This is a genomic window from Brevundimonas sp. AVps31, from assembly GCF_058681355.1.
Map to the genome: position 1 here is coordinate 1758370 of NZ_CM178736.1, position 23326 is coordinate 1781695.

Here is a 23326-nt window from a genome sequence, read left to right on the forward strand (position 1 = left end):
AGGCCGATGCGGATGGTGTTTCGGAGCCAGATCAGAAACAGGCGTTTTTGTTTGAAGGCCCGAAACGCGGCGTGCGGCGTCCTTTTTTCCCCGTCCGCGTTGACTCAACGGACCCCTTCCGTATATGTCGCCGCTCTTCGCCCGCCGGGGGTCCCCGCCGGGCGCTATTCTTTTTTGCGTTTACGCTGAGGCTTCAACATGTACGCGGTGATCAAGACCGGCGGAAAGCAGTACCGGGTCCAACCGGGCGACGTGATCGTGGTCGAGAAGCTCGACGGCGACGCTGGCGCTGCCGTCAACTTCGGTGAAGTCCTCATGCTGGGCGGCGACAAGGGCATCACCCTCGGCGCCCCGCTGATCGACGGCGCTTCGGTCGCCGCGACGCTGGTCGAAACCCGCAAGGGTGAGAAGATCAAGATCTTCAAGAAGATCCGTCGTCAGGGCTACCGCCGCACCAACGGCCACCGCCAGATGGAATCGGTCCTGCGCATCACCGGCATCGAAGGCGCCGGCGAAACCGCCAAGTGGGAAGGCAAGACCGAAGTCCTGACCAAGCTCGAGATGAACGCTCGCGCCCGTGGTCTGGCCCCGCGCGTTGAAGCGACCGAGGAAGCCGCTCCGGCTCCCAAGGCCGCCAAGGCTCCGGCCGCGAAGAAGGCCCCGGCCAAGAAGGCCGCCGCCGCTTCGACCGACGAAGCCTAGGATTTCGAACCCGCGCCTTCCGGGCGCGACTGTGATAGAATGACGGCATCAGGCGCCTGGAGGCGCCGGATGCGAAGCTGAAGAGAGTTACGATGGCTCACAAGAAATCAGGCGGTTCGTCGCGTAACGGTCGCGACTCCGAGTCGAAACGCCTTGGCGTGAAGAAGTTCGGCGGCGAGCGCGTGCTGGCCGGCAACATCGTCGTGCGCCAACGCGGCACGACCTTCCACCCGGGTGACAACATGGGCATGGGCCGCGATCACACCCTGTTCGCGCTCACCCACGGCGCCGTGAAATTCACCAAAAAAGGCAATGGCCGTTGTTACGTGTCGATTCTCGCCGCGAATGACGACGCCCAGCAGGCCGCGGCCGCCGAGTAAGCGATACGGAACAAAACCCGGATCGCGTCGGCCCCCAAGGGCCCCGATCCGGACCAGGGAAAATATTCCGCGGGGAGTCTGGATCACCAGGCTCCCCGTTTTCGTTCCCCGCCTCGAACACCGCCCGAGCCCTCCAAGGAGGTGGTGAGTTCCGAATGAGGCGTGTCATGTGCGTGATCGAACCCTCTCCCGTCGTCGAGACGCGGCGCCTCGCGCTGCGCGCGCCGCAGGCCCAGGACGTGACGCGTCTGGCCCAGCTGGCCAATGACGCCGCCATCGCGCGCATGACCCTGCGCATGCCGCATCCCTTCTCCAACGAGGACGCCGAGTCGTTCGTGCTGGCGGTCGCCGGGCAGGATCCGGCGCGCGCCCGCACCTTTCTCATCGAGCATGAGGACCACGGTCCGGTCGGCGTCCTCGGCCTGTTCGAGGACGGCGATGTCGGGCCGGAGGTCGGCTACTGGATCGGGCGTCCGTACTGGGGGCGGGGCTACGCCACCGAGGCGCTGGACGCCGGCGTCGCCTGGGCCAGCCGCAAATGGAGCCGCCGGGCCCTGGTCGCGGGCCACTTCTCGGACAACCCGGCCTCAGGTCGCGTGCTGGAAAAGGCGGGCTTCCTGTACACGGGCGAGGTCCGCACCGGGTTCAGCCGCGCGCGCGGCGCCGACGCCCACACCCGCCGCATGGTCTGGCTGCCCTAATTTCCGGCCGCGGACCGTCGGCCCCTCCGGGGACCTCCCGACCCGACGCGGCCGTGCGCTACGCGCCGGCCAAACGCGTGGCGCAGTACCTGTGTGGCTGCCGGATCAAGCGGGCGCGAAACGCCAGGCCGCGTCGGGTCGAGAAGGCGGAGCCTTCGGACCGCGGCCCAACAAAAAGACGTTCTTCGGCTCAGCCGAAGAGCGTCGAGCCCAGCGTCGCGGCCAGCGCCACCGCGCCGCCGACCACGGCCACGACCGCGCCCGCGATAAAGGCGGTCAGGGTGCGGGCGCTCTTGCGGCGGCGCAGGCCGCTGGACTTCATGCCGCGCAGGATGACGAACGGCTTGGGGCCAAAGACTTCGGAACCGGAGATATTGTGCTGGGACATGACGCTCCCCCTCGACTGCGCCCGGATGGGGCGAAGTTGAGCGAAGCGGGTCAGGCCGGGCGAAAAAATGGCGAACGCCGCTCACCCACACATCCGTGATCGGATGAACCCTGTAAGGTGATCAGCCGCACCACACCAGTTGGCCGCTGTAGGCCCGGTAATAGCCGCTGCGCGGATCGTAGGACCGGTAGGTCGCCCGACACCAGTCCATGCGTCGCGCGTCACGCCCGCCGGTCCGGTCGCCGCCATGATAGCCGCCGCCGGGGTAGACCACGTCCGGACGGCCATAGGCCCCTTCATAGGCCGTGCCGCCCTGGCCATGACCGCCATAACCGTAGCCCGAGCTGTAGTATTGCAACCCGTAGCCCCGGCGTGGCGCATATCCGTAGCGGCTGTACCGCTCGTCGCCATAGGTGCGGTCTTCGTAGCGATAGCCCGCCAAAGCGCGATACTCGCGGCGCGCCTGCGGACTGACCCGGTCGCGCTGGTCGCGCCAGCGGGCGCCGCAATCATCCCGGTCGGCGTCCCAGAACCGATCGCAGCGATAGTCGCCCGGCCGGTCCAGCTGGCTACGCCAGTCGAAATTGGACGGCACGGCGTTGGAGCGCGTGCGCGAGGCGTAATAGCGCCCGCCGTCCGGATCATAGCCGCCAGAATAGCCGCTGTTTCCGTATTCATGGCCGTAACCGCCGTTGGTCCAGGTTTGTGCGGCGACGGGCGCCGCGACCAAGGCCAGACCGGCGGCGGCGATCAGGAGGCAGGCTCGCATGGTTAATTCTCCAGGGCGGCCCGATACGCGGCCTCGGAAGACGGAACTGGGAAGTCTCAGGGCAGGGTGACGGCGATTCGGCTCGTCCGGGTGTCCACATGGCGCATCAGCACCACACGCTCGCCGCCGGCGCTGACCGGGGCGATGATGAACCAGCCCCCGGCGGGCAGGCCGACGAAGTCGAACACACCGTCCCGGCAGGTGGCCGAGCGGACGAAGGATCGGTAATCCGCATTGGGGTCGGCCACGGTGCGGGCGCGCACGATGGCTTCGGGGATCGCAGCCCGGTCGGTCGAGCCGTACAGGGTGCGGAAGCGGGCGCGGGTATAGGGGGTGTCCGGGGTCAGGGCGACCGAGCCGGTGCAGCTGAAGGCCTGCCCATCGCGGCGGTAGTCGACCCGCCCCTCGATGGAGGCGCGGCCCGAGCCGGTGGACCAGTTGAAGTCGTCGGTTCGGAAGGCGGCGGGACCGGCCATGCCCGACGGACCGGACGGCACGGTCTCGCAAGCCGCCAGAACGGTTCCGGCCGCCGCGACGGCGCCGAAGATGAGAAGGGATCGGGCGATGGACATGGGCTCTCTCCGTGGGGGCTCGGGTCGAACGTCGGATCAGACCCTCAACGCCCCCATAAGGTCAAGGTTGCGACGGTCCGAAGCGTGGTTCAAAAGCGCGCAACAAACCGGCGCGAGACCGGCTATAGGGGACGTCCATGACAGTCACGTTTGACGATATTCTGGCCGCACGGGACCGGATTGCCGGTCAGGTCGACCGGACGCCCGTCCGCCACTCCCGCCGCCTGTCCCAGCTGACGGGGGCCGAGGTCTGGATCAAGTTCGACAACCTGCATTTCACGGGGTCGTTCAAGGAGCGCGGGGCGCTGAACCGCCTGCTGCAGCTGACGCCGGATGAGCGCAAGCGCGGCGTCGTGGCCGCCAGCGCGGGCAATCACGCCCAGGCCCTGGCCTATCACGGCGGGCGTCTGGGTATTCCCGTGACCATCGTCATGCCCGAGGGCACGCCCTTCGTGAAGGCGGACGGCACCCGCGCGCACGGGGCGACCGTGGTCATCAAGGGACTGGACTTCTCGGGCTCCACCGAGGAGGCGCATCGCCTGCGTGATGAGGAAGGCTTCGTCTTCGTTTCGGCCTTCGACGACGAGGGAATCGTCGCCGGTCAGGGCGTTTGCGGGCTGGAGTTCCTGGAGGACGCGCCGGACCTCGACGCCCTGATCATTCCCATCGGCGGCGGCGGCCTGATCGCGGGCTCGGCGTTGGCGGCCAAGGCGATGAAGCCCGACATCCGCATTTTCGGCGTCGAGGCGGCCATGTACCCCTCGTTCAGCGCCCGCCGCACCGGCGCGACCCCCAAATGCGGGGGCCAGACCATCGCCGAGGGCATCGCCATCAAGGCCGTCGGTGACATCCCCTTCGCCATCGCCGATCCCCTGGTCGAGGATATTCTCGTCTGTCAGGAAGCGGACTTCGAGAGGGCGGTCGCCTATTACGCCACGCTGGAGAAGACGGTCGCCGAGGGCGCCGGCGCGGGCGGCCTCGCGGCCATGCTGGCCTATCCGGACCGCTTCAGGGGGATGAAGGTCGGGCTGGTGCTGTGCGGCGGCAATATCGACGCCCGCATGCTGGCCGTGGTCCTGAACCGCGAACTGGTGCGCGAGAAGCGGCTGATCGTCTATCGCATCCTGGGCGATGACCGCCCGGGCATGCTGTCCAAGATGAGCGCCGTGATCGGCGGCCTCGGCGGCAACATCATCGACGTGGTGCACAACCGGCTGGCGCTGGACGTGCCGGCCAAGGGCGCGGAATTCGACATCATGGTCGAGACCCGCGGCGAGGCGCATGCTGAAGAAATCAGACAGGGACTTGAAGGTGCGGGCTATGAACTCCGGATGGGTTAAGGGCGCTGCGGCGCTGGCCATGATCGCAGCCCTCGCCGCCTGCGACCGCACGCCAAAAGCGGCCGGCGGCAACGCCGACGCCAACCTCGCGGCCGGTCAGGCCTTCCTCGCGGAGAACGCGAAGGCGGAAGGGGTCCAGACCCTGCCGGGCGGCATCCAGTACAAGGTCATCGAGTCCGGTCCCGCGGGCGGCGAAAGCCCCGACAGCAACGATCTGGTCCGTGTCGACTACGAAGGCTCCCTGACCGACGGGACTGTGTTCGACAGCTCCTATGAGCGCGGAAAGCCCGCTGTCTTCACCCTCGACACCGTGGTCAGCGGCTGGACCGAGGCGCTGCAGCATATGAAGGCCGGTGACGAGTGGGTCATCTACCTGCCCGCCGAGAAGGGCTATGGCGAGCAGTCCTCGCCTGAAATCCCGGCCAACAGCGTGCTGGTCTTCCGCCTGAAACTGCTCGATATCGCCCGCGTCCCCGGCGGCCACGCCGTCGTCCAGACCGCGAACGCCTAATCCTGATCCAGCCGGGACGTGGCCCATTCCGCCGCGTCCCGCACCACCGGATCAGGGTCGTCCAGCAGCGCCTGCGCCGCGGGGATCAGCGCCGGGTCGCCGCTGTTGCCGACGGCGTAAAGGACATTGCGCACAAAGCGGTTGCGGCCGATCCGCTTGACCGGGCTCTTCGAAAACAGTGTCCGGAACGACGGATCGTCCAGCGCCGCCAGATCGGCCAGCCGGGGCGACACCAGACTGTCGCGCGCCTGCACCCGGCCCTCCTTCGCGGCGGCCGCGAACTTGTTCCATGGGCAGGACGCCAGGCAGTCGTCGCAGCCGTAGATGCGGCTGCCCGTCGCTACCCGGAACTCCTCCGGCCAGGGGCCGGCGAACTCGATGGTCAGGTAGGACAGGCACCGCCGCGCATCCAGCTGGAACGGCGCGGGGAAGGCTTGCGTAGGGCAGGCGTCCAGACAGGCGGTGCAACTGCCGCAGTGTTCGGCCTCAGCCGCATCCGGCTCAAACTCCGCGGCGCTCAGGATCACGCCCAGGAACAGCCAGTTGCCGTGGCTGCGCGACAGCAGATTGGTGTGCTTGCCCTGCCAGCCCAGACCCGCGCGCTGCGCCAGCGGCTTTTCCATCAGCGGCGCGGTGTCCACGAACACCTTCACCTCCTTGCCGGTCCGCGCCGCGATCTGTCCGGCCAGCGTTTTCAGCCGTCCCTTGATCACCTCGTGATAGTCGTCACCGCGCGCATAGACGGAAATGTAGCCGTTGGACCGGTCGGCCAACTCGGGCAGGGGGTCGTGCTCGGGTCCATAATTCAGGCCCAGAACGATGGCGGTGCGGGCGCCCGCCCACATGGCGGTCGGGTGGGCCCGGCGCTCCAGCGTCGTCTCCATCCAGCCCATGTCGCCATGCCGCCCCGCCTCGACGAAATGCGCCAGCCGTTCGCCCGCGCTCCATGGCTCGGACGCCGACGCGAACCGGCAGACCTCGAAGCCGAGGTCGGCGGCGGCGGCTCTGATCGTGTCTTTGGGGTCAGCCATTCGCGACGGCTTCTAGCCCATTTTCAGGGCGGCGGCCCGGCCTCAGAAATCGAGGTCGGTGTAATGCGCCGCCGCCGCCACACCCGGGAAGCGGTCAGACAGCAGGGTGCGGAAGCAGGGGCGTGACTTCAGCTTCATGTACCAGGTCTTGAGCGCCGGATAGTTGGCCCAGGACAGCTCGCCGAAATAGTCCAGGATCGACAGGTGGGCCACGGCCACGATATCCGCCTGGCTCATACGCCGGCCGGCCAGCCAGTCCCGCTCGCCCAGCAGGGCTTCCAGCATGGACAGGTGGCCGCGCAGCGCCTCACGCCCGGCCCGCAGCGCCCGGGCTTCGGGCGGCCCCAGCCGCAGAAGCGGCTTCTCCATCCGCTCGTGCAGCAGGACGGCGTCGACCTCATCGGTGAAGCGGCGATCGAACCAGCCGACCAGCCGCCGCGTCTCGCCCCGCTCGCCCGGATCGGCGGACAGCAGGAAAGGCTCGCGGTCGCGGTCCTCCAGCCAGCCCAGAATGGCGTTCTGTTCGCAAAGGGTCAGCACGCGCCCGTTGGCCGTGGTCTGCAGCACCGGCGGCATCCCGGACGGGTTCAGCCCGGCGACCGGGCAGTCGGGCTCCCACGGACGCACCGCCGCTTCCTCGAACACGACCTTGGCCTCGCCCAGCGCCAGTCGCGCGGCGCGTGAGGCAGGATCGAAGGCGAAGTGAAACAGAACCGAGACGGACATTCAGCAGTCCATGCGCCCAAGGCCGTTAAGCGCGCGTTAGTCATCGCGCCCAAACGTCCGGAATCAGGCCGTCAGGTCCAAGGCCCCTTTTTCGGCGGCTCGGCTGTCGGGGCGCCGCGCGGGTCGGGGTGGATCATGATGTCGGCATAGGGCCACAGCGCCAGCAGTCGCGCTTCCGCCTCGTCCAGAATGTCGTGCGCCTCCGCCAGCGTCAGGGTCGGCGCCATGTCGACATGCATCTGGATCACCGTCACCGGCCCGGTCTGGCGGGTGCGCAGGCGATGGACGCCGGTGATGCGCGGATCGCTCAGTATGGTGGTGGTGATCGTCGCCCGGTCGCTGTCCGGCGTGGCGCGATCCAGCAGCTGGTCGGCCGCCTCGCGCAACACCCCCGTCGCGCCCCAGAACAGCCAGACCGACACGACCAGGCCGGCGGCGGCGTCCAGCCCCGGCGCGGACAGGAAGGCGCCTGATCCGACGCCGATCAGCACCACGGCGTTGGCCGCCAGGTCCGAGGCGTAGTGGGCGCGGTCGGCGGCCACGGCGACCGAGCCGCTGGACCGTATCGCCCGGCTCTGCCGCCAGATCAGCCAACCGGTCAGGCCCATGGAGATCAGGATGATGCCCACGCCCCAGTATCCGGACGTCACCGGGCGCGGGTCGAACAGGCGCTGGATGGCCTCCCAGCCGATGAAGACGCTGGAGGCGAAAACCAGACCGGCCTGCACCAGCGCAGCCATCGCTTCGCCCTTGCCGTGGCCGAAACGGTGATCCTCGTCCGGCGGGGCGGCGGCCCAGCGGACGGCGAAGAAGGTCGCGAGCGAGGCGATCAGGTCCAGTGAGGAATCGGCCAGCGAGGCGAGGATCGATACCGAGCCCGAAGCCCCCAGCGCGAAGGCTTTCAGCGCGATCAGGATGACCGCCACGGCGACCGACAGTCGTGTGACGCTGCGGGTTGCGGCGTGGACGTCGTCGAGGGAGGAGGCGCTCATGTCCGCCTTGTCGCGGAAAGCCGTGTTCCTGCCAAGGGTTCGCGCGGACCGGCGTTAGCGTGTTCGTCACGAAACCGCCGCATGCTCCCTGCCGAACTATGGTTTCCGGGCGTTCATCGTGCCCGGAGGAGACGGCAATGGACACCTCCGCCGAACGCTGGATCGGCCGTAGCGAGGCCCTCGGGCGACTGGGCGTCAAGGCCCAGACGCTCTACGCCTACGTCAGCCGCGGCCGCATCACGGCTCGTCCTGACCCCAAGGACCCCCGTCGCAGCCTTTACGCCGCGCGCGACATCGACCGTCTGACCGGTGCCCCAGTCGACGACCGCGAGGCCCCGCATCGCGTCGAACGCGGGCCCGCCGGGCGCGGTGAGGCCGATCTGGCTTCCTCGGTCAGCGTCGTCGCCTCGGGCCGGCTCTTCTATCGCGGGCTCGATGCGGTCCAGCTGTCCGACACCGCGACGCTGGAGGATGTGTCCCGCTGTCTGTGGGCCGCCCGCGCCGCCAATCCCTTCGCCGAGATCCGGCCGCGCGTCGGCGTCACGCCCGGCGGCTCGGCGCGCGCCCGCCTGTTCACCGCCCTGTCGCGTCGCGCCGACGAGGACGCCGGGACACGGTCGCGCGACCCCGAGGCCCTGCGCATCGAATGCGCCCGTGTGCTGGACGAGGCCGTGGACGCCGTCGCGGGATCCGGTCCCCGCCTGTTCCTGCACCAGCGCCTCGCAAGGTTCTGGAAGGCGCCCGAGCGGGATGCGGCGCTGATCCGCCGGGCTCTGGTCCTGTCCGCCGATGTGGGCATGGACGCCGCTGTGATCGCCGCCCGCGCCGTGGCCGGCGGTGGAGCCTCGCCCGCCGCCGCCGCTTTGGCGGGTCTGGCCGTGGTGACGGCATCCCCGACGCTGGCCCAGGCCGCGCGGGCCTCGGGCTGGATCAACGCCGCCCGCCGCCATCCCGCCGACGCCGCCCGCGATCTCGATCAGGCGGGCTTCGGCGACCCGGACTGGCCCTCGGGCGACCCGCGCGCCGCAGCCCTTCTGGCCGCCGCCGACCTGCCGCCGGATCTGGCCCGGGTGCTGCGCGACGGCGAGGCGGCGATCGGGAGTGCGCCGGGCTTCCCCCTGGCCCTCGCCGCCGCGGCCCGTCGCATGGAGCTGCCGCGGGACGGGGCGCAGGACATCCTGCTGGTCGGCCGGCTCGCGGGCCTTCTGGCCCATGCGCTGGATCAGATACTGGACGGCTCGCCTATCCGGGCGCGCCTGCGCTATGTGGGGCCGGAACCGGGCGCGCACTGACCCGGACTGTTCTCTCAAGGGGCGTTCATGCCGGATTGGCTGTCAGCGATCATCCTCGGTCTGGTCGAAGGCCTGACCGAGTTCATTCCGGTCTCATCCACCGGACATCTGCTGCTGCTGGGCCATTTCCTGGGCTTCGAGAGCACCGGCAAGACGTTCGAGATCGTCATCCAGCTGGGCGCCATCCTGGCCATCATCAGCGTCTATTTCAGCCGCCTGTGGACGCTGGCGACGCGTTGGCCCTTCGATCCCGGCGTGCGCCATTTCATCATCGGCGTCCTGCTGGCCTTCCTGCCCGCCGCCGTCATCGGTGTGGTGGCCTATGATCTGATCAAGCAGGTGCTGTTCGAATCGCCGCTCATCATCTGCATCGCCCTGATCGTCGGGGGCGTGCTTCTGCTGCTGCTGGACCGGATGAAGACGGTCCCGAAATATCTGGACGTGAACACCTATCCGTTCCGGGTCTACGCCCTCATCGGCGCCTTCCAGTGTCTGGCCATGGTGCCCGGCGTGTCCCGTTCGGGCGCCACCATCGCGGGCGGTCTTCTGCTGGGCACGGACAAGCGGTCGGCGGCCGAGTTCACCTTCTTCCTCGCCCTGCCCACCATGGGCGGCGCGGTGGCCTACGATCTATACAAGAGCTGGGGCGACCTGGACTTCAGCGACGCGGGCCTGATCGGCATCGGCTTCGTGGTCGCCTTCCTGACGGCGCTGGCGGTGGTGAAATTCCTGCTCGACTTCGTCAGCAGGCACGGCTTCGCGCCCTTCGCCTGGTGGCGGATCGCGGTGGGGGTCGTGGGTCTGATCGGGCTGGCGGTGACGGGCGGCTTCTGACCTCCGGTCAGGCCGCCGCGGCTTCCGCGAACTGGCCGCCGCGGCGGTAGCGCCACAGATAGCCGGCCGCCACGGCCTCGACGCCGGTCGGCTCGATGCCCAGCGCGGCCAGGCCCTGCGCGTCCGCGGCCACGACATTGTCGGTTTCCAGAAGGACCATCTGGTCCTTCGTCAGCACCGGCTTGAAGCCGAGGATGGCCGGGATCTGCGCCAGCGAGCCCAGCATCTTCGCCAAGGCGAAGGGCAGGGGCACGAAGCCCGGCGTGCGATAGGTCTCGCGCGCCACCAGACGCAGCACGTCCTCGAAGGTCATCACCGCCGGTCCGCCCAGCTCATAGGTCTGGCCGGCGGCCTCGGCGCGGCCCGCCGCGCGGGCGAGGGCCTCGGCCACGTCGCCGACATAGACCGGCTGGAACTTCGTCTGGCCGCCGCCGATCAAGGGAAGGACGGGCGCCATCTGGGCCATTTTGGCGAACTTGTTCAGGAAGTCGTCGCCGGCGCCGAAGACGACCGACGGGCGCACGATCACGGCGTCCGGCTTGACCTCGCGCACCGCCATCTCGGCGGCGGCCTTGGTGCGGGCGTAGTCGCTGTCGCTCTCCGGGCTGACGCCCAGCGCCGACATCTGCACCAGACGGTCCACGCCGGCGGCGGCGCAGGCCTCGGCGATGGTGCGCGACACGCCCACGTGCATGGTCTCGAATGTGCGGCCCGGCGTCTCATACAGGATGCCGACCAGATTGATCACCGCATTGGCGCCGTGGATCGCTTCAGCCACCTGGGCGGCGTCGCCGGCGTCGCAGCGGACGGCCTTGATCTGGCCGACCGTGCCGGCGGTCTGAAGCTTGTAGGCGCGGTCCGGACGGCGGCAGGCCACGCGGATGCGCCAGCCCTGGCGGGCCAGCGCCTGCACCACCTGGCTGCCGACGAATCCCGTACCGCCGAAGACGGTGATCAGGCCGGGGGCGACTTCGCTCATGTCAGACTCCAAAGGCGGACGGCGCGCGGGATAACCCTTGCAGGGGCGGGGATTAGACGATGGCCGCACGGCCCGCAACGCAAACGCAAAAAATGCCGGAAAAGGTTGTTGACCCGCAACAATCACTGCCTTAGAGGTCCGCGCCTTCCAGACGGAAACGCCGCTCGCGGCACGGACGTTTGGCCCAGATGGCGGAATTGGTAGACGCGCTGGCTTCAGGTGCCAGTGATCGAAAGGTCGTGGAGGTTCGAGTCCTCTTCTGGGCACCAATTATTGAAAAGGCGCTGCATCGTTCGATGCGGCGCCTTTTCTCTTTCTGGCTCGATGTTGATCTGTGCGCGGTCCTGACAGGCCGGTGCGGCGAAGTGGCCAGTGTTTAGTGATTAGTGGTTCGATGCTGCCGGCGACGGCGCGCGGCGACCACGATCAGCGAGCCGGCCACCCACTAACCACTAACCACTAGCCACTTTCCGGGCTCCGTCAGCCGTGATTGCCCTCGCCTCCGATGCAGCGAGGCGCTACCTACAGCCCATGACTGTTTATCTGCACGAAGGCGACCTGCCCGACGACCTGGACCTCGGCCCGGTGGTGGCCGTCGATTCCGAAACCATGGGCCTGCGCTTCCGCCGCGACCCCCTGTGTGTGGTCCAGCTGTCGTCCGGCGACGGCGACGCCCATGTCGTGCGTCTGAACCGGCCCGCCTATGACTGCCCGAACCTGAAGCGCGTCATGGCCGATCCGGACGTGCTCAAGCTGTTCCACTTCGGCCGCTTCGACATCGGCATGTTCCAGCTCCACCTCGGGGTCGAGACCCGCCCCGTCTACTGCACCAAGATCGCCTCCAAGCTGGCCCGCACCTATACCGACCGTCACGGCCTCAAGGACGTGGTGCGAGAATGCGCCGGCGTGGAGCTGTCCAAGGCCCAGCAGTCCAGCGACTGGGGCTCGCCCGTCCTGACCCAGGCCCAGCTCGACTACGCCGCCTCCGACGTCCTCTACCTGCACGCCGTCCGCGCCCGGCTGGACGAGATGCTGGAGCGGGAGGGTCGCACCGAACTGGCCCGCAAATGTTTCGAATTCCTGCCCACGCGCTCGGCTCTGGATCTGGCCGGCTGGGATGAACAGGACATCTTCGCCCATGCGTAAGCCCCTGCGAGAGCGCGTCGCCTGATGAGCAATGAGCCGGTCGAGACCCGTAACGCCCAGGACGAGGCGCGCGTCGCCGCGACGGCCTCGGCCTTCCGCTCGCGCTCGCGCCGGGTCCAGCTTCTGCGTCGCCTCCTGCCGGTGCTCATCATCGTTCTGGCCGGCGGCACCGTCAGCTGGATCGTCCTGCGCACCGTCATGTCCGACGTCGAGCGCAAGGCGGGGACCAGCCGCGAGGTCCGCCTCGACAACCCCATGTTCCACGGTCAGGACGCCGAGGGCCGCAGCTTCGTCGTCGGCGCCAAGGGCGCGGTGCGCGATCCGAACACCGGTCGCTTCCGCCTGATCGGCCCGGCGCTGCGTCTCAACCTCGGCGGCCGCAAGGTCACCACACTGACGGCCGACGGCGGCGAATATAACGAGGCGGGCAAGACCGTGACGATCGGTCCGAACGTCCGGATTTCCGACGGCGGCTCCGGCTTTACCCTCGTCACGCCCGAGGCGGTGGTGAACACCTCCACCGGCGTCGTCACCGGTGATAAGGGTGTTCAGGGCTCCGGCCCTCTTGGAACCATCAACGCTTCGTCCTATGCGATCTATGAACAGGGCCAACGGGTCGTGTTCAGTGGTACGGGCGACAACAAGGTGCGCGGGACCATCAACCCGGCGGGATCGAACTGATGATCAAGACCAGACTCCTGACCGCCGTGGTGATCGGCATCGGCCTGATGGCCCTGCCGACCGTGGGCGACGCCCAGAGCTTCCGGGGCGACCAGCCAATTTTCTGGGGGGCGGATGAGACCGCCTACACCGCCACCTCCTTGTCGCTGCGCGGCCGGGCCGAGCTAACCCAAGGTGAGAACCGCATTCGGGCCGACCGGATTGAGGGCGCCGTCGCCAACGGATCGCTCAACCGCGTCGAGGCCTCGGGCAGCGTCTATTTCGTCACCCCGGAACAGACCATTCGCGGCGACCGCGCCGTTTACACGCCCAACAACGACACCATCATCCTGACCGGCGACGTCATCCTGACCCAGGGCGAGAACGTCATCACCGGCGCGCGGCTGGTCTACAACACCCGCACCGAGTCCGCGCAGATGGAAGGCGGCTCCGGCGGCCGCGTCCAGGGCGTCTTCTACCCCGACCGGGGGAACTGAGCTTCGGCTCGGAGCGCCCGTGGCCCGCAAGGAACTCTCCGCCCTCAACGTCAATGACGCCGCCCCGGCGCCGGTCGAAGCCACGCGCGCGACGGGCCTGCGCGCCGAGCACCTGGCCCGCTCCTTCGGTCCGCGTCAGGTCGTCCGCGACGTCTCCCTGACGGTCCAGCGGGGCGAGGTCGCGGGCCTGCTCGGCCCCAACGGCGCGGGCAAGACCACCTGCTTCTACATGATCACCGGCCTGATCCCGCCTGACAGCGGCTCCATCTGGCTGGACGGCGAGGACATCACGGCCCAGCCGATGTACCAGCGCGCCCGCATGGGTCTGGGCTATCTGGCGCAGGAAGCCTCCATCTTCCGCGGCATGACGGTCGAACAGAACATCCGCGCCGTCGTCGAACTGCACCAGACCGACCGCCAGAAGATCGCCGAGGAAACCGGCCGCCTGCTGGAAGAGCTCCGCATCGACCACCTGCGCCACGCCCCGGCCTCGGGCCTGTCGGGCGGCGAGCGTCGTCGTTGCGAGATCGCCCGCGCCCTGGCCGGCAACCCCAGCTTCATGCTGCTGGACGAACCCTTCGCCGGCATCGACCCCTTGGCCATCGCCGACATTCGTCAGGTCATCCGCTATCTGGCCGGTCAGGGCATCGGCGTCCTGATCACCGACCACAATGTCCGCGAGACGCTGGAAATCATCGACCACGCCTCGATCATCTCGGGCGGCTCGGTCCTGTTCGAGGGCAAGGCCGAGGACGTCATCCGCGACCCCGAAGTCCGCCGCGTCTACCTCGGCGACATGTACAAATAGCCGATCATTCCTCCCCGTTGGGGAAGGGGAGCACCGACGGCGTGGAGCAGCGCCGCCGCAGAGCAGGCGCTTGAGCCGCCGGATCCTCATCATGCCCTTCGCCTCGGCCCATGCGGCCGCGCGGCCCTGAAAATCGCGCGGGAGCTTTGTCGACGTTTCTGCGCTAGGAACGCCGCCCACCGCCGTGAGCCGCCTGAATGACCTCCGCCATCGCCCCCACCGTGGGTATCGACTTTGGAACCACGAACACCGTCGTGGCGATCGCGGGCGCCGATGGCGAGGCGACCGTTCTGCGTCTGGATGCGCCCACCGGTCAGGTGACCGCCTTCCGCTCGACGCTCAGTTTCCAGATGCATCAGGGACCGGGCGATCAGCCCCCGGAACGCATCGTCGAGGCCGGGCCGTGGGCTATCGAGGCCTATGTCGAGGACGCGCTGGAGACGCGCTTCATCCAGTCATTCAAGACCTTCGCCGCCAACGCCGCCTTCACCGATACGGTCATCGATAACCGGCGGTACAAGTTTGAGGACCTGCTCAGCGCCTTCCTGCTGCGCCTGCGCGCCCATGGCGGTGAAGACATGGCGGTCCTGCCGGCGCGCGTTATCGTCGGCCGACCCGTGACCTTCGCCGGCGGCGCCCCGGATGAACAGTTGGCGCTCCGGCGCTATGAGGCCGCCTTCGCCCGGCTCGGCTTCACCGACATCCGCTACGCCTACGAACCCATCGGGGCCGCCTTCTTCTTCGCGCGCACGCTCCAGACGGACGCCAATGTGCTCGTCGCCGACTTCGGCGGCGGGACCAGCGATTTTTCCGTCGTCCGTTTCGAACGTGCGCCCGAAGGCCTCCGGTCCACCGCGCTGGCCCGGTCGGGCGTCGGGGTGGCCGGCGACGCGTTCGACTACCGGATCATCGACAACCTGGTGTCGCCCGAGCTGGGCAAGGGCGGCGAATACCGCACCTTCGGCAAGACCCTCCCGATTCCCCAGCGCTACTACGCCGCGTTTGCGCGCTGGGACCAGCTGGCCCTGCTGCGGGCGTCCAAGGACATGCGCGACATCCGCGCCCTGGCCCGCACGGCCATGGAGCCTGAAAAGCTGGATCGGATGATCGAGGTCCTCGACGACAATCACGGCTACGCGCTCTACCGGGCGGTGGCCGCGCTTAAGATGGCCCTGTCCACCGATGACACCGCCGACTTCGCCTTCGTCGCCGGCTCCATCCGGATCGAGACCCCTGTCAGTCGCGCGCAGTTCGAAGGCTGGATCGCGCCGGAACTCGCGGTGATCGAGACCGCCGTGGATGACGCCATCCAGCGCTCCGGGCTGCAGCCGGGCCAGATCGACCGCGTCTTCCTCACTGGCGGCACCTCGTTCGTGCCCGCCGTCCGTGACATCTTCCGCCGCCGCTTCGGCGCCGACCGGATCGAGACCGGCGGCGAGTTTGAATCCATCGCCTCGGGCTTGGCCCTGATCGGGCGCGAAGCCAATCTCGACGTCTGGAGCGAGCGACTGGGCGGCGGGTTGGCGCAGGGCTGACGGTCGGCCCCGCCCGCCGGACAGCAAAAAGCCCCGACCGCTTCCACGGCCGGGGCTTTTCAGTTCATGCTGATACGATCAGCGCGCCGTGTCGGCGTTCGCTTCGTCCATCTGGTCGACCATCCGCTGATGCGCCTGCACCACCGGCAGGGTCTTGGTGGACCAGGCCTTCAGGGCCGCGTTGTCGCCCATCTGGTTGTAGCTGCCCAGCAGGGCGGCGGTCTCGTTGTGGGCCGCTTCCTGCTGCTGCAGGTAGACCCGGTCGAAGTCCTGATCGCTGGCGCCGCGCAGGTTGTCGATCAGGCCCTGATGCCGCTGGTCCAGCGCCGTCGGCACGGTCAGGTTCGCGGCCGCCGCGATCGGCTTCAGCTCATTGCCGGCCGCCGTATGGTCGGTGACCATCATCTGGCCCAGTTCCTTGATGCGCGGGTTGGTCGAGCGCTCGGCGGCGATGCGCCCGGCCTCGACCTCATACATGCCGCCGATGGCCGCATTGGAGACGAACATGGCGGGGGTCGCGGCGCCCGCCGGTCCGGCCACAGCGCCGGTCACGCCCGCGGCGGTGTCCTGCACGGCGTTGACCGCCTGGTTTTGCTGGTCGGGCGCGCCACCCGTTTCCTGCTGGCAGGCGGCGGCGGTCAGGGCGAGCGCGCAGGCGCCCATGATGTAAAGTCGTTGCATTGGAAATCCTCCCTCGGAGGCCCTCCCAACCGTTGCGCCGCGCGCCCGTTCCATGCCCCCCGCCTGCGCCCGATAGCCGACACAGGAACGCTCCGCCGGATCGGGTGTTCATCGGACCCGCTGTTCGAGAGGAAGGGACCCATGACCCCCTATGCTGTCCTGATCCCCGTCGAACGCCGCACCCGCGATCACCGCACCATCCGCTGGTGGGAGTGTGAGCTGACCGACGATCACGGCTCGGTCCGGGACCAGATGCACCCCTTCTTCTCGCTGGACGAAGCCCGTAGCTGGGCGGCGTCGCGAGGCTATGAGGTGCGTCAGGGATGAGCGTCGCCGCTGTCCCCGATGTCGCCGCGCCCGACCTCGCGCGGCCCCTGAGCGCGCGCGATTTCGCCTGCCCGAAAATCCTGCTCGCGGGCGCGGTCGACTACGCCATGTACGAGCGCTTCCGCCAGCAGCTGGAAGCCGCGCCCGTCACCGGTCTGGTGGTCGCCGAACTGTCCACCCTCGGCGGCGATCCCGAGGTGGCCCGCATGATCGGGGAGGACATCCGCTTCCACAGCGAGGACCGCCCCGACCGCCGTCTGGTCTTTCTCGGCAAGGCGGCCATCTATTCCGCCGGCGCCACCGTCATGAGCTTCTTCGCCCGCGAGAACCGCTACCTGACGCGCGGCACGCGGGTGATGATCCACGAGCGGAAGATGGAAAAGGTGCTGCAGGTCTGCGGCCCCCTGACCTCCTGCATCGCCCCGGTGAAGGCCCTGCTGCATGAGCTGGAACACTCGATCGCCATCCAGAACGAAGGCTTCGAGAACCTTATCCGCGGCTCCGACATCACCATGGACGAGGTGCTACAGCGCGCGCCCGACAACTGGTATCTTGAGGCCAATGAGGCGCAGGCCCGTGGTCTGGTCGAGGCGGTGATCTGAGTCCCGCCGCGCCGAACAGATCAAACCGGCCTCTTGCGCGTTGACGCTCCGGAACGGGTGAGGACGACGACATGCGCGGGGAGCTGGAGACCTACCGGAACAAGCGGCGCTTCGCCGAGACGCCCGAGCCGAAAGGCGCCAAGGGGCGGGCGAAAAGCGCGACCCGCCGCTATCTGATCCAGCGCCACGCTGCCACCCGGCTACACTACGACTTCCGCATCGAGCAGGACGGCGTGTTGAAGTCCTGGGCCGTGACCAAGGCCCCGTCGCGCGATCCCGCGGTCAAGCGGCTCGCGGTCGAGGTCGAGGATCACCCGCTGGAGTACGGCGGCTTCGAGGGGACCATCCCCGGCGGCAACTACGGCGCGGGCACGGTGCAGATGTGGGACGCCGGAACCTGGACCCCCCAGTCGCCCGACACCCTGGACGCGGATTTCGCCAAGGGCTCGGTGAAGATGTGGCTGGAGGGCGAGCGGCTGAAGGGCGGCTGGGCCCTGGTGCGTCTGAAGTCCGATCGCGGCAAGCCGTCAAAGCGCAACAACTGGCTGCTCATCAAGGAGAAGGACGAGCACGCCGTCCCGGGCGAGGGCGACGCCAATATGGAGATCGACGCCTCCGTCACCACGGGTCGCAGCCTGGCCGAGATCGCCGAGGGCAAGACGCAGTGGACCTCATCAAAGCCGGTGTCGCGCAAGGCCCCGGCGAAGCCGAAGGCGCGGGCGGCGGTCACGGCCAAGGCCAACACGCCCCACGCCTTCCTGCCGCTGCAGATGTGCAAGGCGGTCGACTATCCGCCCGGCGATGCGGGCTGGGTGCATGAGATCAAGTTCGACGGCTACCGCCTGCAGGTCTCCACGGGCGGAGGCCGGGCCACGGTGCGAACCCGTAACGGTCTGGACTGGACGGCGAAATTCCCGGAGCTGGCCGCCGACGCCGCGACCTGGCCGGACGCCGTGATCGACGGCGAACTGTGCGCGCTGGACGCCGAGCACCGCCCCAACTTCTCGGCCCTGCAGGCGGCGATCTCCGATCAGGCCACCGGAACCCTGGTCTATTTCGCCTTCGACCTGCTGTTCGAGGGGGCGGAGGATCTGCGCGACCTTCCCCTGTCGCACCGCAAGGCGCGCCTGCAGGCCTACCTCGACCGTATCGCCAAGGGCGCGCGCAAGCGGGTCCGCTACGTCGACCATTTCGGCTCGACCGGTCAGGCCGTCCTGCTCAGCGCCTGCCGGATGGATCTGGAAGGCGTCATCTCCAAGAAGCTGGACGCCCCCTACCGCGACGGCCGTTCGTCCAGCTGGTTGAAGTCGAAATGCCGGGGCGGGGACGAGGTGGTGATCGGCGGCTGGACGTCCGAGGGCAGCCGCTTCCGCTCCCTGATCGTCGGCGTGCGCGAGAAGGACGGCCTGCGCCATCTGGGCCGGGTCGGGACGGGCTATTCCGCCTCCGTGCTGAAGACGCTGGAGCCCGCCCTGAAGGCAGCGGCCACAGACCGTAGCCCCTTCGTCGGCAAGGAGGCCCCCAAGCGCCGCTCCGGCCCGCACACGGTGCACTGGGTCAAGCCGGTGCTGGTCGCGGAGATCGAGCACGGCGGCTACACCGACAGCGGCACGCTCCGGCAGGCGGCCTTCAAGGGCCTGCGCGAGGACAAGCCGGCCAGGGATGTGACGGAACAGCCCCGGACCCCGGTGAAGCCGAAGGCGGGGACGCAGGTGCCCCCCATCGCGGTCCCGGGCGAGCCCTCCCCGAACCGCAAGCCGGGCGGCAAGCTCGTCGTCGCCGGCGTGGCCATCTCCAGCCCCGACAAGGTGCTGTGGCCCGCGCTGGACGGACGCCCGGCCATCACCAAGGCCGATCTGGTCCGCTACTACGAGATGGCGGCCGAACGCATCCTGCCCCACGTCGCGGACCGCCCCGTGTCGATCATCCGCGCCCCGGACGGCATCGGGGGCGAGACCTTCTTCCAGCGCCACGCCATGCCCGGCTCCAACCCGCGCCTGAAGCTGATCGATGTGAAGGAGCGCAAACCCTATGTCAGCGTCGTTGACGCGGGTGGACTGGTCGCCATCGGCCAGTCGGGCGGGCTGGAGCTCCATCCGTGGGGCTGCAAGCCGGGCGATCCCGAAACCCCGGAGCAGGTGACCTTCGATCTCGACCCCGACGAGGGGCTTTCGTTTGAAGACGTCATCGCCGCCGCCAAGACCATAAAGGCGAAGCTGGAAGCGCTGGGCCTGACGCCCTTCGTGAAGACGACCGGCGGCAAGGGCCTGCACGTCGTCGTCCCCATCCGCGCCGACGGTCGCAGCCGTGTCGAGTGGGACCAGTGCAAGGCCTTCGCCAAGGCGGTGTCGGAAGAGGTCCGTCGCGACGATCCCGACCGCTTCACGACCACCCTCGCCAAGAAGGCACGGGGCGGAAAGATCTTCATCGACTATCTGCGCAACGGACGGATGGCCACGGCGGTGGCCCCCTGGTCGCCGCGCGCGCGCCCGGGCGCGGGGATCGCCTTCCCCCTGTCGTGGGCGCAGGTCCGCAAGGGTCTGGACCCCAAGGCCTTCACCCTGCACGACGCCGCGACCCTGCTGAAAAAGCCGGATCCGTGGGCCGACTTCCGCAAGGCCGAAACCTCGCTGCGCCCTCTGCTGAAGCGGCTGGGTGTGGACTGACGCGTCAGGCCGCCTTTTTGCCGGCGGCCTTCTTCGCGGGCGTCTTCTTCGCCGCCGGCTTTTTCGCAGCCGCCGTCTTGGTCGTCTTCGCGGCCGGCGCCTTCTTCGCGGGAGACGACGACCCCTTCAGGCTGTTCCGCAGCGCGGCCATCAGGTCGATGACATTGGTGTCCTCCGGCTCGGCGGCCTCCACCGTGCCCTTGCCGCCCTTGGTCTTGGTCTTGATCATCGCGCGCAGGGCGTCGTCATAACCGTCCTTGAAGGTGGTCGGGTCGAAATCCGCCTCCTTCTGGCCGATGATCCGGGTGGCGATCTCGACCATGTCGGCATCGGCCTTCACGGTCGGGATGTCGTCGAAATAGTCACCGGCCTCGCGCACCTCGTCGTGCGCCCTCAGGGTCCAGGCGATCAGCCCCTTGTCGCGCACCTCCAGCGCCAGCTGACGCTCCTTGCCGCGCAGCACCAGCGACCCCAGCGCCACCTTGCCCTGCTTCTTCATGGCGTCGCGAATAACCACGAAGGCCTCGATCCCCGCGCCCTTCTCGGGCGTCACGAAGAAGGGGGAGTCCCAGTACAGGCGGTCGATGTCGCTCTCGTCCACGAACTTGTCGATGGAGATGGCCTTGGTGCTCTCCAGCTTCACCTTGTCGAAATCAGCGTCGTCGAACAGGACGTACTCGTCCTTCGACACCTCATACCCCTTCACCAGATCGCTGCGCTCGATCGGGCCCGTGTCCGGGTCCGTCGGCACCATGCGGATGCGATTGTTGGTCTCGGGATTGATGAGATGGAACCGCACGTCATTGGTGCTGCTGGTCGCCGTGTAGAGCGCCACGGGGCAGCTCACCAGCGACAGCTTCAGATGTCCCTGCCATGTCGGTCGCGCAACCATGATCCAGCCTCCAGTTCTTCCCACGACCTAACGTGGGGCGAGGGGAAGTGGTTCAGGGGCGGCGGCGGACCTCGACATCGGAGCGCTCAGGGCGCCACCGGCCGTTCCGGGCTAGACTGTCGGCACCGTTCCTCCGTCGACGACGATTTCGGACCCGTGGATCGAGCTTGCGCGATCCGAGGCCAGGAAAGCGATGGCTTCGGCGACCTCGAAAGGCTCGGCGCCGCGACCGATGGAGATTCCACCCAGGCCGTTCAGGACCAGCTGGCGGGCATCTTCGAGCGTGCCGCCGTTGGCGTCCTGGAGGCGCTTGAGGAATACGTCGGTCCCCTCGGTCATGATCCAGCCGGGGGACACGGTGTTGACCCGCACGCCCTTGGGCCCGAGTTCCTTGGAGATGGACTTGCTGTAGGTCCGCAACGCCGCCTTGGCCGATGCGTAGGCGGTGGTCGCGTCCGGGAGCGGCAGAACCGACTGGATGGAGGTCACGTGGACCACGGCGCCGGAGCCCCGTTCGATCATTTGGGGGATCAGCAGACGGTCCAGGCGGACGGCGGCCAAAAGGTTCAGGTTCAGTTCTGAGAGCCAGTGATCGTCCGTCAGGGCCACGAAGCCGCCGCCCGGAGTGGCCGAACCCCCAAGCACGTGGGCGAGGATGTCGATGCCGCCCGGACGCTCGAGCGCCGCCTTGGCCAAGGCTTCCGCGCCCTCGGCCGTCGCTAAATCCGCCTGGACGAACTCGACGCCCTCCATGGGCTCCAGAGCACTACGGGCCGAGGTGATCACCTGGGCGCCGCCGGCCAGGAAGCGATCGACGGTGGCGCGACCCAGACCCTTGGTCCCGCCGCTGACGAGGACGCGCTTGCCCTTGAACTCGTTCGGATTCGACGGGACGCTCATGCCGTGATCTCCACGGCCTTGATGGCGTCGCCGTCGAGGTCGAAGCGATAGGTGAAGTGGATCGGGCTGCCCTTGAAGTCGCCCTGCGCCGGCCCTTCGACCACGACCTGACCGTTCTCGTGTCGGACTGTGTCGGGGGTGAAGATCGCCTTGAGGTCGACCACCATCTCTTCAAGCAGACCGCGGATCTCGCCATGGCCCACAAAGCGTTTGCCGTTGTCCAGAAGGACCGCGTCGGCGGCGAAGGGCTTGACCATCCCGTCTAGGTCGAGCCGCGCGTTGGCGGCGACATAGTCGGCGATGGGTGAGGGAAGTTCGATAGACATTGTCACTCCTGCTGGCTGTATCCGCAGCCGGGACGGCTGCTGATGCCCTGTCAGTCAAGGTAGCCATGGACATGTCTTGCGATAATCGGGATGATCAGGAACGTCTCATCTCGAAAATCAGGACAATGCCGGCCAACGCGCTGACTGAACTGGATGCCGTTCTGACGGTCGCGCGATTGGGCAAGTTCCGCACGGCTGCCTTGGATCTGGGGGTATCGACCACCGCGTTGAGCAACGCGGTCGGAAAGCTTGAGCGCACGCTCGGCGTCAGGCTGTTCAACCGGACGACAAGAAGCGTCTCCCTGACGGAGGCGGGCCAACAGTTTGTCGCGCAGGTCGCGCCTGCGGTGCGGGACATCCATGCGGCGATGGATATGGCGCGCGGTCAGCAGGCCACGCCTTCGGGCACGCTGCGCATCAACGCCTTCCCGACAGCGGCGCGGGAGATCTTCTCCTGGCTCGTCTTGCCGTTCTTGCAAGAGCACCCGGAGGTGCACATCGATGTCGTCACCGAAGGCCGTCTGGTGGACATCGTCGCGGGCGGCTTCGACTTCGGCATCCGCGGCGCTGACCATGTGCCGGTTGACATGATCGGCCTTCCACTCGGCCGCGCGCGGCGGAATGTCGTGGTGGGTTCGCCGGGCTATCTGGCGGCGCGCGGGACGCCTGTGGTCCCGCAGGATCTCGCCGGCCATGCGTGCCTCCGCGTCCGTCTTCCGAACGGAGCCATCCACCGCTGGCCGTTCCGGAAGGATGGGCAGAGCGTCCATATCGATGTCGAGGGCGTCCTGACCCTCGATGAAGCGAGCCTCGCACGCGCTGCGGCGCTGGCCTCTTTCGGCCTCACTCTGGCGATGGAATCCGACGTACGGGACGACATAGACGCCGGCCGCCTGGTCCGCGTGCTTGAGGATTGGACGCCGACCCTGCCACCGTTGAGCCTCTACTATCCCAGCCGACGAAATCCGCCGGCCGCGTTCAAGGCGTTCGTGGATTTCGCCCGACGGCACAGTGACCACAGCGACGCTGAAAGGCCGTCGACAACCTGACCCCGCTGCGGGCGACATTA

The 23326-nt window shown here is 68.2% G+C and carries 27 protein-coding genes and 1 tRNA gene; 17 read left to right on the forward strand and 11 right to left on the reverse strand.

Annotation, left to right across the window (positions count from 1 at the left end):
- Positions 1-198: 198 nt before the first annotated feature.
- The 3 genes from rplU to ACW174_RS08415 all read left to right on the forward strand — a co-directional run bounded on the left by rplU (position 199) and on the right by ACW174_RS08415 (position 1783).
- On the forward strand, positions 199-702 hold the full coding sequence (rplU, locus tag ACW174_RS08405; protein ID WP_492017193.1) for a 50S ribosomal protein L21: 504 nt from the start codon (positions 199-201) through the stop codon (positions 700-702).
- A gap of 92 nt (positions 703-794) precedes the next feature.
- Positions 795-1082, forward strand: a complete 288-nt coding sequence (gene rpmA / locus ACW174_RS08410) for a 50S ribosomal protein L27 (RefSeq protein ID WP_492017194.1) — start codon at positions 795-797, stop codon at positions 1080-1082.
- A 167-nt stretch (positions 1083-1249) separates the two neighbouring features.
- A complete protein-coding gene (locus ACW174_RS08415) occupies positions 1250-1783 on the forward strand; it encodes a GNAT family N-acetyltransferase (protein WP_492017257.1) in 534 nt (177 codons plus the stop codon).
- A gap of 190 nt (positions 1784-1973) precedes the next feature.
- On the opposite strand, the gene ACW174_RS08420 is transcribed toward ACW174_RS08415, so the two are convergent.
- The 3 genes from ACW174_RS08420 to ACW174_RS08430 form a co-directional block, all read right to left on the reverse strand.
- Positions 1974-2171, reverse strand: coding sequence for a hypothetical protein (locus ACW174_RS08420; RefSeq protein ID WP_492017195.1), 198 nt, complete (start codon positions 2169-2171; stop codon positions 1974-1976).
- A 121-nt stretch (positions 2172-2292) separates the two neighbouring features.
- Entirely contained in the window at positions 2293-2940 is a 648-nt protein-coding gene (locus ACW174_RS08425) for a BA14K family protein (RefSeq protein WP_492017196.1), read from the reverse strand.
- A gap of 56 nt (positions 2941-2996) precedes the next feature.
- Positions 2997-3512, reverse strand: a complete 516-nt coding sequence (locus tag ACW174_RS08430; protein ID WP_492017197.1) for a hypothetical protein — start codon at positions 3510-3512, stop codon at positions 2997-2999.
- 137 nt (positions 3513-3649) lie between these two features.
- Here ACW174_RS08430 and ACW174_RS08435 point away from each other — a divergent pair, with 137 nt between their 5' ends.
- Positions 3650-4852, forward strand: coding sequence for a threonine ammonia-lyase (locus ACW174_RS08435; protein WP_492017198.1), 1203 nt, complete (start codon positions 3650-3652; stop codon positions 4850-4852).
- Positions 4833-5363, forward strand: coding sequence for a BamJ family beta-barrel-assembly machinery protein (gene bamJ, locus ACW174_RS08440; protein ID WP_492017199.1), 531 nt, complete (start codon positions 4833-4835; stop codon positions 5361-5363). Before ACW174_RS08435 ends, bamJ begins: the two co-directional genes overlap by 20 nt.
- Here bamJ and queG read toward each other — a convergent pair.
- From queG to ACW174_RS08455, 3 genes are all read right to left on the reverse strand, one after another.
- Positions 5360-6394, reverse strand: a complete 1035-nt coding sequence (gene queG, locus ACW174_RS08445) for a tRNA epoxyqueuosine(34) reductase QueG (protein WP_492017200.1) — start codon at positions 6392-6394, stop codon at positions 5360-5362. The genes bamJ and queG overlap by 4 nt on opposite strands.
- Before the next feature lie 42 nt (positions 6395-6436).
- A complete protein-coding gene (fzlA, locus tag ACW174_RS08450) occupies positions 6437-7120 on the reverse strand; it encodes an FtsZ-binding protein FzlA (RefSeq protein WP_492017201.1) in 684 nt (227 codons plus the stop codon).
- 71 nt (positions 7121-7191) lie between these two features.
- Complete coding sequence (locus ACW174_RS08455; protein WP_492017202.1) at positions 7192-8112, reverse strand: cation diffusion facilitator family transporter; 921 nt, start codon at positions 8110-8112, stop codon at positions 7192-7194.
- 137 nt (positions 8113-8249) lie between these two features.
- Here ACW174_RS08455 and ACW174_RS08460 point away from each other — a divergent pair, with 137 nt between their 5' ends.
- Positions 8250-9404 (forward strand): citrate/2-methylcitrate synthase, encoded by a 1155-nt coding sequence (locus ACW174_RS08460; RefSeq protein WP_492017203.1) that lies wholly within the window; start codon positions 8250-8252, stop codon positions 9402-9404.
- 27 nt (positions 9405-9431) lie between these two features.
- Positions 9432-10238 carry an undecaprenyl-diphosphate phosphatase gene (locus ACW174_RS08465; protein WP_492017204.1) on the forward strand — a complete coding sequence of 269 codons (807 nt, stop codon included), beginning with the start codon at positions 9432-9434 and terminating at the stop codon, positions 10236-10238.
- Between the two features lie 7 nt (positions 10239-10245).
- On the opposite strand, the gene ACW174_RS08470 is transcribed toward ACW174_RS08465, so the two are convergent.
- Positions 10246-11217, reverse strand: a complete 972-nt coding sequence (locus ACW174_RS08470; RefSeq protein ID WP_492017205.1) for a complex I NDUFA9 subunit family protein — start codon at positions 11215-11217, stop codon at positions 10246-10248.
- A 182-nt stretch (positions 11218-11399) separates the two neighbouring features.
- Between ACW174_RS08470 and ACW174_RS08475 the strand changes: the two genes are divergently transcribed.
- The 6 genes from ACW174_RS08475 (at position 11400) to ACW174_RS08500 (ending at position 15863) form a co-directional block, all read left to right on the forward strand.
- Positions 11400-11486, forward strand: a tRNA-Leu gene (locus ACW174_RS08475).
- Between the two features lie 262 nt (positions 11487-11748).
- A complete protein-coding gene (locus ACW174_RS08480) occupies positions 11749-12363 on the forward strand; it encodes a ribonuclease D (RefSeq protein WP_492017206.1) in 615 nt (204 codons plus the stop codon).
- A gap of 24 nt (positions 12364-12387) precedes the next feature.
- A complete protein-coding gene (gene lptC, locus ACW174_RS08485) occupies positions 12388-13044 on the forward strand; it encodes an LPS export ABC transporter periplasmic protein LptC (protein ID WP_492017207.1) in 657 nt (218 codons plus the stop codon).
- Positions 13044-13520 (forward strand): LptA/OstA family protein, encoded by a 477-nt coding sequence (locus ACW174_RS08490; protein WP_492017208.1) that lies wholly within the window; start codon positions 13044-13046, stop codon positions 13518-13520. The genes lptC and ACW174_RS08490 overlap by 1 nt, the downstream gene beginning before the upstream one ends.
- A gap of 19 nt (positions 13521-13539) precedes the next feature.
- Positions 13540-14328 carry an LPS export ABC transporter ATP-binding protein gene (gene lptB, locus ACW174_RS08495; protein WP_492017209.1) on the forward strand — a complete coding sequence of 263 codons (789 nt, stop codon included), beginning with the start codon at positions 13540-13542 and terminating at the stop codon, positions 14326-14328.
- A 197-nt stretch (positions 14329-14525) separates the two neighbouring features.
- Positions 14526-15863, forward strand: coding sequence for an Hsp70 family protein (locus ACW174_RS08500; protein ID WP_492017210.1), 1338 nt, complete (start codon positions 14526-14528; stop codon positions 15861-15863).
- Positions 15864-15941: 78 nt separating this feature from the next.
- On the opposite strand, the gene ACW174_RS08505 is transcribed toward ACW174_RS08500, so the two are convergent.
- Positions 15942-16544 (reverse strand): DUF4142 domain-containing protein, encoded by a 603-nt coding sequence (locus ACW174_RS08505; RefSeq protein WP_492017211.1) that lies wholly within the window; start codon positions 16542-16544, stop codon positions 15942-15944.
- A 141-nt stretch (positions 16545-16685) separates the two neighbouring features.
- Between ACW174_RS08505 and ACW174_RS08510 the strand changes: the two genes are divergently transcribed.
- From ACW174_RS08510 to ligD, 3 genes are all read left to right on the forward strand, one after another.
- The gene (locus ACW174_RS08510; RefSeq protein WP_492017212.1) at positions 16686-16871 is read left to right on the forward strand and encodes a hypothetical protein; all 186 of its coding nucleotides are present in this window, start codon (positions 16686-16688) and stop codon (positions 16869-16871) included.
- Positions 16868-17473 (forward strand): ClpP family protease, encoded by a 606-nt coding sequence (locus ACW174_RS08515; RefSeq protein ID WP_492017213.1) that lies wholly within the window; start codon positions 16868-16870, stop codon positions 17471-17473. The genes ACW174_RS08510 and ACW174_RS08515 overlap by 4 nt, the downstream gene beginning before the upstream one ends.
- 71 nt (positions 17474-17544) lie before the next feature.
- Positions 17545-20139 (forward strand): DNA ligase D, encoded by a 2595-nt coding sequence (ligD, locus tag ACW174_RS08520; RefSeq protein ID WP_492017214.1) that lies wholly within the window; start codon positions 17545-17547, stop codon positions 20137-20139.
- A 4-nt stretch (positions 20140-20143) separates the two neighbouring features.
- Here the strand turns inward: ligD and ku are convergent, their stop codons facing one another.
- The 3 genes from ku to ACW174_RS08535 all read right to left on the reverse strand — a co-directional run bounded on the left by ku (position 20144) and on the right by ACW174_RS08535 (position 22257).
- Complete coding sequence (gene ku, locus ACW174_RS08525; protein ID WP_492017215.1) at positions 20144-21031, reverse strand: non-homologous end joining protein Ku; 888 nt, start codon at positions 21029-21031, stop codon at positions 20144-20146.
- Positions 21032-21142: 111 nt separating this feature from the next.
- Complete coding sequence (locus ACW174_RS08530; protein ID WP_492017216.1) at positions 21143-21931, reverse strand: SDR family oxidoreductase; 789 nt, start codon at positions 21929-21931, stop codon at positions 21143-21145.
- Positions 21928-22257, reverse strand: a complete 330-nt coding sequence (locus tag ACW174_RS08535) for a nuclear transport factor 2 family protein (RefSeq protein WP_492017217.1) — start codon at positions 22255-22257, stop codon at positions 21928-21930. The genes ACW174_RS08530 and ACW174_RS08535 overlap by 4 nt, the downstream gene beginning before the upstream one ends.
- Here ACW174_RS08535 and ACW174_RS08540 point away from each other — a divergent pair.
- On the forward strand, positions 22257-23306 hold the full coding sequence (locus tag ACW174_RS08540; RefSeq protein WP_492017218.1) for a LysR family transcriptional regulator: 1050 nt from the start codon (positions 22257-22259) through the stop codon (positions 23304-23306). The two genes, ACW174_RS08535 and ACW174_RS08540, sit on opposite strands and share 1 nt — an antisense overlap.
- The last annotated feature ends 20 nt before the right edge of the window (positions 23307-23326 follow it).